At 68.7% G+C, this 13,394-nt stretch carries 10 protein-coding genes; 4 read left to right on the forward strand and 6 right to left on the reverse strand.

Annotated features, from left to right (window positions below; genetic code table 11):
• Nucleotides 1-19: 19 nt before the first annotated feature.
• Nucleotides 20-520 carry a dUTP diphosphatase gene (gene dut, locus EDL96_RS03955; RefSeq protein WP_407656902.1) on the reverse strand — a complete coding sequence of 167 codons (501 nt, stop codon included), beginning with the start codon at nucleotides 518-520 and terminating at the stop codon, nucleotides 20-22.
• A gap of 56 nt (nucleotides 521-576) precedes the next feature.
• On the opposite strand from dut, the gene EDL96_RS03960 reads away from it, so the two are divergent.
• Nucleotides 577-1,050 (forward strand): DUF3093 domain-containing protein, encoded by a 474-nt coding sequence (locus EDL96_RS03960; RefSeq protein ID WP_123824528.1) that lies wholly within the window; start codon nucleotides 577-579, stop codon nucleotides 1,048-1,050.
• A gap of 107 nt (nucleotides 1,051-1,157) precedes the next feature.
• On the opposite strand, the gene EDL96_RS03965 is transcribed toward EDL96_RS03960, so the two are convergent.
• Nucleotides 1,158-1,457 (reverse strand): DUF4193 domain-containing protein, encoded by a 300-nt coding sequence (locus EDL96_RS03965; RefSeq protein ID WP_123824529.1) that lies wholly within the window; start codon nucleotides 1,455-1,457, stop codon nucleotides 1,158-1,160.
• A gap of 412 nt (nucleotides 1,458-1,869) precedes the next feature.
• Between EDL96_RS03965 and sepH the strand changes: the two genes are divergently transcribed.
• Nucleotides 1,870-3,534 (forward strand): septation protein SepH, encoded by a 1,665-nt coding sequence (gene sepH / locus EDL96_RS03970; protein ID WP_123824530.1) that lies wholly within the window; start codon nucleotides 1,870-1,872, stop codon nucleotides 3,532-3,534.
• Nucleotides 3,535-3,594: 60 nt separating this feature from the next.
• Nucleotides 3,595-4,260: a hypothetical protein gene (locus EDL96_RS03975; RefSeq protein WP_123824531.1), complete on the forward strand. Its 666-nt coding sequence runs from the start codon at nucleotides 3,595-3,597 to the stop codon at nucleotides 4,258-4,260.
• 83 nt (nucleotides 4,261-4,343) lie between these two features.
• On the opposite strand, the gene EDL96_RS03980 is transcribed toward EDL96_RS03975, so the two are convergent.
• The 4 genes from EDL96_RS03980 to EDL96_RS03995 all read right to left on the reverse strand — a co-directional run bounded on the left by EDL96_RS03980 (nucleotide 4,344) and on the right by EDL96_RS03995 (nucleotide 10,695).
• On the reverse strand, nucleotides 4,344-5,534 hold the full coding sequence (locus EDL96_RS03980) for an alkaline phosphatase family protein (RefSeq protein ID WP_123824532.1): 1,191 nt from the start codon (nucleotides 5,532-5,534) through the stop codon (nucleotides 4,344-4,346).
• Entirely contained in the window at nucleotides 5,534-6,127 is a 594-nt protein-coding gene (locus EDL96_RS03985) for a DUF5998 family protein (RefSeq protein ID WP_123824533.1), read from the reverse strand. Before EDL96_RS03985 ends, EDL96_RS03980 begins: the two co-directional genes overlap by 1 nt.
• Nucleotides 6,128-6,204: 77 nt before the next feature.
• Nucleotides 6,205-7,956 carry a serine/threonine protein kinase gene (locus EDL96_RS03990; protein ID WP_123824534.1) on the reverse strand — a complete coding sequence of 584 codons (1,752 nt, stop codon included), beginning with the start codon at nucleotides 7,954-7,956 and terminating at the stop codon, nucleotides 6,205-6,207.
• Nucleotides 7,957-7,959: 3 nt separating this feature from the next.
• Complete coding sequence (locus EDL96_RS03995; RefSeq protein ID WP_123824535.1) at nucleotides 7,960-10,695, reverse strand: bifunctional acetate--CoA ligase family protein/GNAT family N-acetyltransferase; 2,736 nt, start codon at nucleotides 10,693-10,695, stop codon at nucleotides 7,960-7,962.
• Between the two features lie 90 nt (nucleotides 10,696-10,785).
• Here EDL96_RS03995 and EDL96_RS04000 point away from each other — a divergent pair, with 90 nt between their 5' ends.
• Nucleotides 10,786-13,392, forward strand: coding sequence for a DNA gyrase/topoisomerase IV subunit A (locus tag EDL96_RS04000; protein WP_123824536.1), 2,607 nt, complete (start codon nucleotides 10,786-10,788; stop codon nucleotides 13,390-13,392).
• Nucleotides 13,393-13,394 lie beyond the last annotated feature (2 nt).

The following is a 13,394-nucleotide window of genomic DNA, read 5'->3' on the forward strand; positions in this document are numbered from 1 at the left end:
TCGTCTCTTCTGCCTACCGTCAGTCCCGGCCCGAGGAACCGAAACCGCGATCGCCGCGTTCGGTCTGGTCCAGTTCCTCCACTTCCTGGACCTCGACCATCGCCACCCGCTGTACCACGAGCTGAGCGATTCGGTCTCCGCGAGCGATCTCGAAAGTCTGCGTGGGATCCGTGTTCAACAGCGTCACCTTGATTTCGCCCCGGTAACCAGCATCCACCGTTCCGGGCGCATTGACCACCGTGATGCCGTGTTTGGCCGCCAGCCCGGACCGTGGATTCACGAATCCGGCCCAGCCCTCCGGAATCGCGATGGCGACGCCCGTGGGGATCAGGGCCCGCTGCCCGGGTTCCAGGACCACGTCCTCACGCGCTCGCAGGTCCATCCCCGCGTCTCCCGGGCGGGCGTGGACCGGCAGCGGCAGACCGGGATCGAGCCTCCGGACCTTCAACGGAAGACGCTCCGGGGCGGTACGGGTCTGCGAGGGCGCGACCTCGGTGGGATTCTGGTAGTCGTCGAACACAGTGCCCCACTCTAACCGGCGACGGGCACCTGCCAGCGCGTGAGAACATGAGACCCATGACATCACCCACGACCGACCGGGAGGCCCAGAACACCGTGCTCTACCAGGAACGCCTGAACCCGGCGTGGTGGATGTGGCTGCTGTTCATCGGCTTCGGCCTGACCGTTCTCATTGCGCTCTACCCCATCGCACCGTGGCTGGGCGTCCTGGGTGCCGTTCTCGCCGTCGTGACGACGGCGGGGATCTCCTACTCCCGCGCCCCGCGGATCGTCGTGACCTCGGAAGAACTCCAGGTGGGACGGGCTCGGATCGAGCGCCGGTACGTGGGGACCGTTGAGTCGTTCACCAACCCTGACGAGGTTCGCGCCGTACGCGGTCCCCAACTCAATGCACGGGCCTACATGAACTTCTCGGCCTCCGTCGGGCCCATCTGTCGGATCGAGATCGTGGACCCCGTCGACCCCACCCCCTACTGGCTGACCTCCACGCGGCACCCCCGCGAACTCGCGGAAGCACTCAACGCGGACTGAATCCGCGGCCGGGGCATCGCGCGGACACACGGCCGCCCCGAAGACCGTCCCAATGACTGAGGGCCCCACCGGCGGTGGGGCCCTCAGTCATTGGCACGTGTGGGGTTTCAGCCCGCGCATTCCACGCAGATCTTGAGGCCGTTGCGCTCCTCGGCGATCTGCGAGCGGTGGCGCACCAGGAAGCAGGAACCACAGGTGAACTCGTCCTCCTGGGCGGGAAGCACCACGACGGAGAGCTCCTCGTGGGAGAGGTCCGCACCGGGTAGCTCGAAGCTCTCGGCGGCAACCGCCTCGTCCTCGTCCACGCTCGCAGACTGCTGACCGCCGCGGCGTGACTTCAACTCCTCGATGGAGTCTTCCTTGAGTTCTTCGTCCTGCTTGCGCGGTGCGTCGTAGTCTGTGGCCATCTCGTTCCCATCCATGCTAAGAACCGTGTGTGGAACCGGGGCGCGATCTTCGGCTCCGTGGAGCGGGGGATCCCGGAGGCGTCGGCGCCCCGTGTCGGTGAGATTGTTCACCAAAGAGACCCAAAAATCCAACCACGTACGCTCAGAACGCAATGAGTTCCCACGGATGTGAGCCGATTCACTCTCCAGCACACTGATTATCCATCCTTCAGACCCTCGCTCCCAGTCCCGGGGGCACGGTGTCTTGGGGAAAGATGGATTGTCCGGGCACTAGACTGCGGAGTCGACAGTGAGTGCCACTTCCCCCAGACCGGTCACCCTCTGTGCTTCGGGACCACACGGGCCCCGGACCACGGCAGGCCTTTCGACTGCACTCGACAACCGAAACACCCGTAGCGAAGGCTGGAGAAGTATGGACGAGCTGCGCCTTGTGGGCGTGCACGACGACGGCGAGCACCTGGTGGTCGAGACCCCGGACGGTGGCCGCCACCTGCTGCGCATCGACCAGCACCTGCGCGGCACGGTTCAGCGAGCCCGGCGGGTGGCACCTCGCCGTCAGGGAACTCAGGCCGGGGACTTCGGGCCGCGTGACATCCAGGCACGGTTCCGCGCCGGAGCCACGGTGGACGAGATCGTCGAGGAGTCGGGTTGGGAAGCCGCCCGCGTCCGTCGTTACGAGTGGCCCATCCTGGCCGAGCGGGCACACATCGCCCGCGAGGCCCAGAAGGTCGAGGTGGTCGCCCGGACGTCTCGTTCCGGGGCCTACCGCTCCGTCTTCGACGGCGAGGCCCAGAGCCTTTCCCAGATCGTCATGACCCACGCCGGCCAGCTCGGCGTGGCCACGACCTCCTTGGACTGGGACGCCTGGCAGCGTCCGGACCAGCAGTGGCAGGTTTCCGCGCGGTTCCGCGTGGCCAACCCCGATGCCGCCCCGCGCGATCTGGTGGACCAGGAACCCTCGGCGCAGTGGATCTTCAACCCCGCGAGCCTGACCGTGACCCCGGACAACGGGTGGGCCAGCAGCCTCACGGCCTCCCCGCAGGCCGAGTCCGCGGTGACGGGCAGTGACAGCCTGTTCGGCGCGCCGTCCTCGCGGGTGCCCGCGTCAGTCACTCCCGACGAGGCTCCCGTGGCCGACAACGCAGCACCGGACGAGGAGCCCTCGAACGACGCCGCAGACGCCTCCGTCGTTGACGGTTCCGCCACCGGATCCACCGCCGGGACCGCGGATCATGGCCCCGGTGCCGCAGCGCAGGTCCGGGGTCAGAAGCAGAGCGCCGTTCGTGACGCGGCCTCGGCACAGGAGACGGACGAGCTGCTGGACGTCCTGGAGGCGAGGCGGGGTCAGCGACTGGGACACGACGCGGAATCGGATGACCAGTTGGCCGAAATCTTGGGCCGCAGCATGGGTCACGTCAGCCGTCATCCGCGTCCGATCTCCGCGCCGCAGAACTCGACGTTGTTCGACCGGCCCGTCAACCCCGCGCATCCCGCCGGCCAGACCAGCGCGCAACAGTCCTCGCAGCAGGCCCCGCAGGATGCCGAGCCGGACTCCACCCAGGGCTCCACACCCGAGGTCCAGGAGGACACAGCGGAAGCAACGGCCGAGCACGGCAATGCATCCGAGGAGTCGGCGGGGGCCACGATCCACCACCTGGGACGCGCCGACGACCAGGACAGGCCGGACTCCCCCGTCGTCGAGATCACCGACACCGATTCGCGTCCGCTGGGCAACTCCGCCGATGCGCCCACCGCCTCTGCCCCGGCGTCGAACGACGATGCGGCCGATGCCGGGACCGAGCAGCACGAGGCCACCGTGGCCCCGCTCAGGGGTGCCGCCGAAGCCACCACCGAAGCTCGCTCCGACGAGTCCTCGGAGGACTCCGCTGCGGATCAGCCGGCAGAGGAACCGGCAACGACGGAGCAGGCAACGACGGAGCAGGCGCCGACGGAGAAGCCGGCCCAGGAAAAGACGCCGCGGCCCCGGCCGCGAGGTCGAGCCGGTGCCAAGCGCTCCCGTTCCTCCGTCCCGAGTTGGGACGAGATCGTGTTCGGCGCCAAGAACGAGAACAACTGACCCCCTGACTTCGCGCTCGCCGACCGGGCGTGATTCGTTGACCAAGGACTCTGCACCGCCATGGCACCCACACCCGAAACGCCGTCCACGGACCGCCCCCGGTCCACTCGACCCGCGCCGGAGCGCGAGACGATCTCCGGGCGCAGCAAAGCCGTGGCGGCTGCGGTGCTCCTGGCGGTCGGTGCCCTGGTCCTGGCCGGTGCGGTCTACCTGATCCTGCTGGGCGGCGCGGACGGGGACCGGGAAACCGCGGGATCCAGCCCCAGTCCGACGGCGTCGCCGTCGGGAACGGTCCGTGAGGGCACCGCCTCCCCGTCGGAGTCGCCGTCGCCCACCGAATCCTCACCGTCCGAAACCCCCACGGAGGAGGCCCCCGCTCCCGTCCCCGAGGAGCCGGTGGTTCCGGTGGAACCCGTCCCGACGGAAGAGGTTCCGGTCCCGGTGGAGACGGTGCCGCCAGTGGAGGAGGTGCCGCCCATGGAAGAGGCCCCCGTCGAAGAGGCCCCGGTGGAGGAAGCCCCGGCGGTCGAGCCGGTCGTCCCCGCGGAACCGGTGGTCCCCGACCCCGCAGTCCCCGCAGTCCCCGCCGACCCGGCCGTACCGGACACCGGGACAGGCACGGGAACGGATGTGACCGTTCCGGGTGCGGCGACGGACAGCCTGGCATCGTCCGTCACCTCCGACACGGCGGATGCGGGCGTGGCTCTGGACGGCACCACCGGTTGACCCCAGGTCCTCCGGTTCGCCTCAGGCCCTCCGCTTGGTCCCGGGCCCTCCGCTTGAACGGACGGCCAACCGAGTCGGAGGTCTCAGGCTCCCGTGAGGTCCATGAGCGGGACCACCGCTTCCTGGCGAGTCAGTCCCCCGTGCTGGCCCACCGTGCCGAGCGTTCCCAGACCGATCCGGGAGAGGTCGTGGAAGGCCAGGTCCTCGTGCGCCGGAAGCACCAAGACGTCACCGATGCGCGCGGGCACCTCCGGGCGCAGTGATCGGGGGTCACCGAACCATCCACCGGCCAGCAGTTGTTCACGCGTGGCCACATGCACCGCAGACCCGTATTCCTTGCGCCACGCGGCCATGAGCGCAGTCTGGGTCTCCTGCCGTTGCTCGTTGTCAGTGGCCGGCCCCACGTGCAGTTGGAGGCAGCGGGGCTCACCCGCGGTGGTCGACACACCGTCCAACAGCCCCGGGATAGAGGAGACGTCAACTCGTCCAGAAACGGGGACGTCGACCATGCCGTGATCAGCCGTCAGCAGGACCGTGGTTTCCGGTGGTACGCCCGCAATCAACCGCCGCAGCGTGCTGTCGAGCTCCTCGAGGTGTTCGTTCCACTCCGCTGATTCCCACCCGAGCTGGTGACCGGTCTTGTCCAAGTCGTCCCAGTAGAAGTACATGAGACCCCGACGCCCCGGCTTCAAGTTCTCCAGTGCAGCGCGTACCCGGGCGTGGGTCGTGTCGGCCCCCACGAACCGGCCACCCCGCAGGGCGGCAGCGGTCAGTGCGGAACGACGGAACTTCTTGCGGCTCACCGTCACGGCGTCCACTCCGGCTGCTTCCGCGGCCTCCAGCACCGTGGGCTCGGGCTGCCAGGCCAGCGGGTCGACGCGCGGATCCCAGTTCCCCAGCATGTTCACGGCTTCGCCGAGTTCCGGCGAGTAGGAGTCGTAGCCCGTCAAGCCGTGCACGCCGACGGGCAGTCCCGTGCCCAGGCACGCCAGGGAGGCCGCCGTCGTCGTCGGGAAGGCCGCGTCAAGTTCCGCGGTGAGCGGTGCGCGGCGCAGCAACGGTGCATACCCGGAACGGGCCCGGAGCTGCTCCAGCCCCAGCCCGTCGACGAGCACGACGACGTAGCGTTGCGCGGACGGCAGACCCAGGACGTCCCGATATCCGGGGACCCCGAGCGCGCCCGCCGCAGAACTGAGGACGTCGGCCACCGCCCCTCCCCCGTAGCGGGGTGGCGGGGGCAACGACGCTTCCGGTGACTCAAGCGAACCGGACATCAGCGGATCGGTGACTGGTTCAACGCCGCTCGGCGCAGACACCGGGCGAACTCGCGAGCACCCTCGACGGCTTCCGTCCCGTCGGCCTCGGCGCTGATGCGCAGGACCACGTCCTGGACGGCAGACATACCGGTGTAGCCGTGGTCGGCCTCGCATTGGGGGTCCTCACAACCGGCCGGTTGCAGGTCCAGATTGCGGGTCCCCGTCCAGGCCACGGAGAGGTTGACCTCGCTGATCGGATGACCGGGCTGGTACTCCTGCGGCTTGTAGTACGCGTAGGTCAGCGTCACAGAGTGAACCTCGGAGGCGGCTACGGATTCGGTCGAGACCAGGGCCACCACTTCGTGTCCCGCCTCGTCGTACTGCTGATCGTCCACGTGCGTGATGTGCAGGACCTGGCCCGCGAGGACCAGGACCGTGATGTGTCGGTGAATCTCGTCCCGGTCGAACGTGGTCTCGAGTTGCACCAGGTGTGAATCCGGTGCGGTGCCGTCGAGTGCCTCTGCCACCACGTCGTGCACCAACTGCGGGTAGAACCCCGCACGTTCGATGTCCTGGTGCAAGCGCTCACCGCGCGGTCCGGACTGGGTCATCCGTGTCTGCCTACTTCCTGAAAAAACGGTCTCTGGTCGGGGTGCGCGCCGGCCCGCGGTCTGAGGGCTGTTGCCTGCTACCCGCCGATGCTCCCGGGGCCTTCCCCACCGAATCCGGGACCGATGGTCGCTTCACCGTTGTCACTGTCGTCGGTCTGCTCCGTGAACGGAGTTTCCTGAGTGGAGGTCGGTGCTGGAGTGTTCGTGGGCGGGGGGTCTGGTTCCCCACCCGTCCCGTTGAGCAGGATGACACCCAGGACCACAGCGGTCACCAGGACAAGGGCCAAGAGTCCGATCAGGACCCAACCGGCGGCACCCGCGATGCCGAATCGAGCCAAGGGTCCGGAGCGTCGGGCCCCCGGGGGAGACACAGGCCGCCCCATCGGGACGAAAGGTTGCGCCGAGGAGGTGGCTCCGGTATTCGGATAGCCGCTGTGCCGCACCGGTCCGGCGTTCGGCAGATACGTCGGCGGGGCGTCCAGGGACGTGTCCGTGGGGTCGTCCACACTCAGGTGAGACAGGTCCGGCCGCGGCTGTGACGCGGTGCCAGGCATCGGCGAGTTCCATCCCTGCGCCACGGCACCGCCCAACAAGGTCGCGCGGGACTCCTGCCCTTGTGGCAGCGGCCCCTGCACGACCGAGCCCGTGGTCGGTCCGCTCGTGGGTGGAGCCGTGGCCGGGGCAACATCCCCTTCACCCGTGAGCCCGGAAGGCATCCCGTGCAAGGCGGCACCCGCCGGGCCGGCTGCCGGTCCGACCAGCGGTTCGCCCCCGGGCGGTGGTGTGGAGACCATCCCGTAATTGGTCCGGACCCAACCGCCACTGGGCACGTCCAGACCGGGTCCGGTGGTCGTCGTCGTACTGGCTGCCGCGCTTGCCGCGCCCGAGTCCCCGGCGTCACCGCTCCGTGCGGCCGTCACGGCCCCGGTGGTCGGCTGTTCGGGGGGCTGACGGCTGCCTTCGACGATCTCCTGCCATTCCGTCGGGAGGGGGTCCAGCGCCTGGAAGATCTCGAGGACCTCCCCGTCACGGGTACGGGCGGGGTCGAACCGTCGGTCCTCTGACTCGGCCGCCAGCCGTTCCTGCAGCGCCAGGGCGCCGTCGTGACGGACTGCCGGGTCGGGGTCCAGCAGCGCTGCGATCTCCGCCCCGAGCAGTGACTCCTCCCCGAAGGCGGCGAGTGCCATGTCGGGTGTGGGGCTCTGGCCGCGGCCGTGGTTCGGCTGCACCATGCGCATGGCGACCACCCCGGCGGCAAATAGGTCCTGGGCGGGGTCGGGGTCGGCGCCTTCCAGCAGTTCGGGGGCGATGTACCCGGGGGTTCCCACCACGGTGCCGATGCGGGTCAGTCGTGCGTCCTCGACCTGCGTGGCGATGCCGAAGTCGGCAAGCCGCGCCAGCGGTCGCCCCATCCCCGTGGCATTCATCATCAGGTTCGCGGGTTTGACGTCCCGGTGGATCCAGCCCTCCGCGTGGACGAAGTGCAGTGCACGCAGCAACTGCAGCATGACTTCCTCGACCACCTCGTCGGACAATGCCCCGTGGTCCTGCAGCGCGGTCTCCAGGGTCCCGCCGTCGCACAGGTCCATCGCGATGACCACGTGTTCGTCCTCGGCGGCCCAGCCATAGGGGGCCAGCACGTGGGGGTGTTCGAGCTTGACGGACTGTTCGCGCACAAAGCGCAGGAGGTCGGCCGAGTCACGCTGGCGGAGGACCTTGGCGGCGCACAGTTTGCGACGACGCTGGTCCCAGGCCCGCCAGACCGTTCCGGATCCGCCCCGGGCAATGGGGTCGATGAGGGTGTACCTGCCTGCGATCGTGTCGCTCAAAGGTCACCTCCGCATCGCTCGCCGTGCACTGTCCGTTCGTTCCCTGGGGTCCCCCAATCGCACATCCGCTGAAAGCACGGTGAGGTGTTCGCTGGACAACAGTACCGGGTTCAGGTCCAGGCGAGCGATCTGCGGGTGCCGGTCCTTGATCAAGGCGACGCGGATCAGCAGGTCTTCGAGCGACTCCACGGCGACGGGCGGTTGGCCTTCGTAGCCGAAGAGTTTCCGGGCCGCCTTCGGTTCCCTGACCATCGCGCGGATGTCTTGATCGGTCAGCGGCGGAACGCGGTGCGCCCTGTCGTCCAGCAGCTTGACGGCGTCACCGGCCATGCCGAAGGAGAGCACCGGGCCGAACAACGGATCCTCGGTGGCGGTGACGACGACGGCCTGCCCGGTGGGTGCCATGGCCTGGATGTCGAGTTCCTCCGAGCCCACGGGCAGGGTGCGGCGCATCGAGGACACGGCCTCCCGCAGCTGTTCCGGGGAGTCGATCTGCAGCCGCACCCCGCCCAGGTCCAGGCGGTGACGCAGGTGCCGGTCGGTGCTCTTGACCGCCACGGGGTAGCCCAGCTGCTCCGCCGCGGCGACTGCTTCCTCGACGTCGCGGAAGCGCACCGTGGGCAGCACGTTGATGCCGTAGGTGGCCAGCAGCTTACGGGTGCGCTCCGCGTCGAGGGTCAGCAGGGACTCACCGGGGATCTCGGTGGCCCATTCGTTGATGAGTTCTTCGGCCGCCTCCGGATCGATGTCCTCGGGCACGGTGACCTTGTCGTCCTCTCCGTCGCGCCACGCCACCCATTGCTGGACCCGGTGGAGTGCTTCCACCGCCGTCGACGGTGCCAGGAAGACCGGGAGCTGCCGCTGTTGGTCGTCCCGGTAGACGTAGGACGGTGCACGGACCTCCGTGCTTCCGGTCATGGCCAGCACCACGGTCTTTCCGGACTCCGCGCCCGCCGCCAGAACCGCGTCCGACCACTGCCGCTCGCTGACACCGGGTACGGGGATGAGCGAAACGACGGCGGCGTGCACATCCGGGTCCGTCAGGAGTTCTCGCAGCGTTGCGGCAACGGCCTCCACCGCGGCCTCTCCCCCGGCAGCCGTGTCCACGTTGTCCCGCACGGCGGTGACGTCCATGCCGAGAACGGCTGCCGTGTCCTCCATCAGGCGGCTCAGGGCCATGGCATTGGCCACCAGCGCGGTACCGCCGCCCTGCGGCCACGGCTGCCCGGAGGCCACCGCTGCCAGATCCATGAGTTGGTCCGAGGTGGTCACCTGCAGGACCCCGGCCTGACGCAGCATCGCATCCAGGGCTCCCGCGGGTGCCTCCGTGATGCGGCCGGTGTGCCCGGGAGGCAGCCGAAGGCCCGTGACCTCGGACTTGGCCACGATCACGGGCTTGATCCGCGACAGTCGCCGGGCGATCCGCGAGTACTTACGGGGGTTGCCGAAGGACTGGAAGGTCATCCCGCACACCTGGGTGGCGTCGTCATCCTCCCAGAACTGCATGACGTCGTTGCCGGAGACATCGGCGCGGTTACCCGCCGAGAGGAAGGTGGACACCCCGAGTCCGTGACGGACCGCGGCCGAGGCCTGCAACGTGCCCAGCGCTCCGGACTGGGTGAACAGCCCCAGGTTGCCCTGCCGGAAGGTGGCGGGCAGAACGCTCGCGTTGAACTTGTGCTCACCGGAGTTGTTGAGCAGACCCAGGCTGGCGGGGCCGACCACTCGCATGCCGTGCCCACGTGCCAGGCGCACGAGTTCGCGCTGACGGCGAGCGCCCTCCTGGCCCGCTTCGGCCCAGCCACCGGTGACGACCACGACGGCGTGGGCGCCGGCCCGCCCGCACTGGTCCACGACGTCCAGCACGGCGTCGTAGGGCACCGCGACGACGGCCAGGTCCACGGGGTCCTCGACCTCCTGGATCGAGGCCTTGTGGATCATGCCGGTCTGCTCGAAGGCCACGGGGTTGATGCCGTAGAGCTTGCCCGTGAACCCGGAGGCGACGATGTTGCTGACCACCACGTGGCCACCGTTGGTGGGGTCCGCGGAGGCACCGATCACCGCGATGGACTCCGGTGTGAAGATTCGCGCGGTGGAGCGCGCTTCGGCCCGGTGCTCTCGGGCGATCATGACGGACCGCTGCTTTTCCGTGGGGTCGATCGAGAATTCGAGGGCCACCACTCCGTCGTCGAACCGCCGGGCGACGTCGTACCCGGCTTCGACGAAGACCCGCAACATGGCACGGTTCTCCGGGAGGACCTCCGCGGAGAAGTGGTCGATCCCATTCTCCAGGGCGGCGGCGCTGAGGTGCTCGAGCAGAATCGACCCGATGCCGCGCCCTTGGTGGGCGTCGGAGATCAGGAAAGCGACCTCCGCGTCGTCGGGCTTCTCCGTGCGGTCATAACGGCCGATGCCGATGATCTGGCCGCCCAAGAGGATCACGAAGGCCACACGGTCACGGTGATCGACCGTCGTGTAGCGTTCCAGTTCCCGTTGGGTCAGCGTGGTCTTGTGCGAGAAGAACCGCAGATAGATGGTGTTCTCCGACTGCTGGTGGAACATGTCCAACAGCAGGGCCTGGTCGTCGGGGGTCACGGGACGTAGGTGGGCCGTCGCGCCGTCGCGCAGCACCACGTCCGCTTCCCAGTGGGCCGGATAGCCCTGCTGAAGCGCGATCGCGGCCGTGTCAGGGGCCTGGGCGTGGGTGTCGCCACCCTCGGGAGTCGACTCGGAGACCATAGACTTCAGCGTATCGACAATCCCGGGCCACCGGGCGGAAAGCGCCCGCCCCGTGGCCGACACGGGGGTAACAAAGGAGACACCAGCCCTATGGCCCGACGCAGGTCAGGATCCCGTTCCTCGCGAGACGAGCTACCCGCGGATTTCCAGGAGAACGTCGTCGACGTCGACGTGACCAGCGAGATGGAGACGAGTTTCCTCGAGTACTCCTATTCGGTGATCTACTCCCGGGCACTGCCCGATGCGCGGGACGGGTTGAAGCCCGTGCAGCGTCGCATTCTCTACATGATGGACGAGATGGGGCTGCGTCCCGACCGGGGGCACGTCAAGTCCGCCCGCGTGGTCGGCGAGGTCATGGGCAAGTTGCACCCGCACAGCGACTCGGCGATCTACGACGCCATGGTCCGGCTGGCCCAGTCCTTCGCCATGCGGGCCCCGCTGGTCGACGGACACGGCAACTTCGGGTCGCTCGACGACGGCCCGGCCGCCTCCCGGTACACGGAGGCCCGGCTCGCCCCCGCCGCGCTCGCCCTGACCGCGGACCTGGGCGAAGACGTCGTGGACTTCATCCCGAACTACGACAACCAGTTCACCCAGCCCTCGGTGTTGCCCTCGGCCTTCCCCAACCTGCTGGTCAACGGTGCCTCCGGGATCGCCGTCGGCATGGCAACGAACATGGCCCCCCACAACCTGCGCGAAGTCGTGGCGGCGGCCCGGCACCTGATCGCCAACCCGGAGGCCACGCTCAAGGACCTCATGAAGTTCGTGCCCGGCCCCGACCTGCCCACGGGCGGGCGGATCGTGGGGCTGGACGGGATCCGGGACGCCTACGAGACCGGCCGGGGATCGTTCAAGACCCGCGCGACGGTGTCAGTGGAGCAGGTCTCCGCGCGCAAGCAGGGCATCGTGGTCACGGAACTGCCGTACATGGTGGGCCCCGAGAAAATCATCGAGAAGATCAAGTCGGCGGTACAGGCCAAGAAGCTGGCCGGCATCTCGGACGTGGTGGACCTGACGGACCGCGCCAACGGCCTGCGTCTGGTGATCGAACTCAAGAACGGTTTCAATCCGCAGGCGGTCCTGGCCCAGCTCTACAAGCACACGCCGCTGGAGGAGTCATTCGGCATCAACAACGTCGCCCTGGTCGAAGGGCAGCCGCGCACGCTGGGTCTGGTGGACCTGCTGCGGGTCTACGTGGAGCACCGCCTGACCGTCGTGCGGCGTCGGACCCTGTTCCGGTTGGGCAAGCGGCAGGACCGGTTGCACCTGGTCGAAGGCCTGCTGATCGCGATCCTGGACATCGACGAGGTCATCCAGATCATCCGGTCCTCGAACGAAACCGCGGAGGCACGCGAGCGCCTCATGCAGATCTTCGACCTGACCCAGGCGCAGGCCGATCACATCCTGGAACTGCGGCTGCGTCAACTGACCAAGTTCTCCCGGATCGAGCTCGAGGCCGAGCGGGACGACCTGCAGCGCGAGATCGCGGAACTCGAAGCCATTCTGGGATCGGACGCGAAACTGCGTGACGTGGTCTCGGACGAACTCGCGGAGGTGGCCGAGAAGCACGGCGACGACCGCCGAACCAAGCTGCTGAAGTCCGAGGACCTCCCGGAGGTCACCGCTGCCCCCGGGGCCAAGAAGTCCGCGGGACCGACGCTGGAGATCACCGACGACCCGTGCTGGGTCTTCCTCTCCGCCTCCGGCCAGTTGGCCCGCACCACCAACCGTGTGCCCCTGGCCGAGCCCGGGCGGCGGCTCAAACACGACGCCTTGCGGTCACAGGTTGCCACCACGGCCCGCGGTGAGATCGGTGCGGTGACCTCCGCGGGGCGCATGATCCGCATTCCCGTGCTGGACGTCCCCGTCCTGACCGATTACGACGGCGTCCCCAAACTGTCCGAGGGTGTGGCGGCCAAGGAGTTCTTCACCCTGGAACGCGGCGAGACCCTGGTGGGCCTGGCTCCGTTGAACGCGGTGATCGCGTTGGGCACCAAGCACGGTGTGGTCAAGCGGTTGAACCCGGACTACCCGCTGAACCGGGACGACTGGGAGGTCATCACCCTCAAGGGACAGGGCAAGTCCCGCGACGCGGTGATCGGCCTGGGCGTGGCCGGGGACGATTCCGAGCTCGTGTTCATCACCCGGGAGGCCAAGCTCCTGCACTTCCCGGCTGGATCGGTCCGCCCACAGGGCCGAACCGCCGGTGGTGTGGCCGGGGTGAAGCTCGCCGAAGGTGACGAGGCGGTGTTCTTCGGCCCGGTGCTCACGGCGGACCCGGAGGCCGTCGTCGTGACGGTCGCCAAGGCCGATGAAGTGCTGCCCGGCATGACGGAGCACTCCGTGAAGATCACTCCCCTGTCCGAATACCCGGCCAAGGGCAGGGCGACCGGCGGCGTGCGGTGCCAGCGGTTCCTGCGCGGTGAGTCCACGCTGTCACTGGCCTGGGCCGGTCATGGTCCGGCCAAGGCCTCCACGGTCGGCGGGGTGGCGCGATCGCTTCCGAGCGAGCACGGCAGGCGCGACGGATCCGGCATCCCGCTGGAGCAGGCCATGGACGTCATCGGCCCGGCCTGGACCGATACCGCCTCTGCGCAGAACGACACGACCGTTGCGCCGGTCCCCGGTGACGTGGCTGCCGCTGCCGAATCCGCTGAGGGGCCCCGCGGTGCCACACTCCCGGGGCTGGAGGACTGACC

It is taken from the genome of Kocuria soli (assembly GCF_003797835.1).
GTDB lineage: Bacteria > Actinomycetota > Actinomycetes > Actinomycetales > Micrococcaceae > Kocuria > Kocuria soli.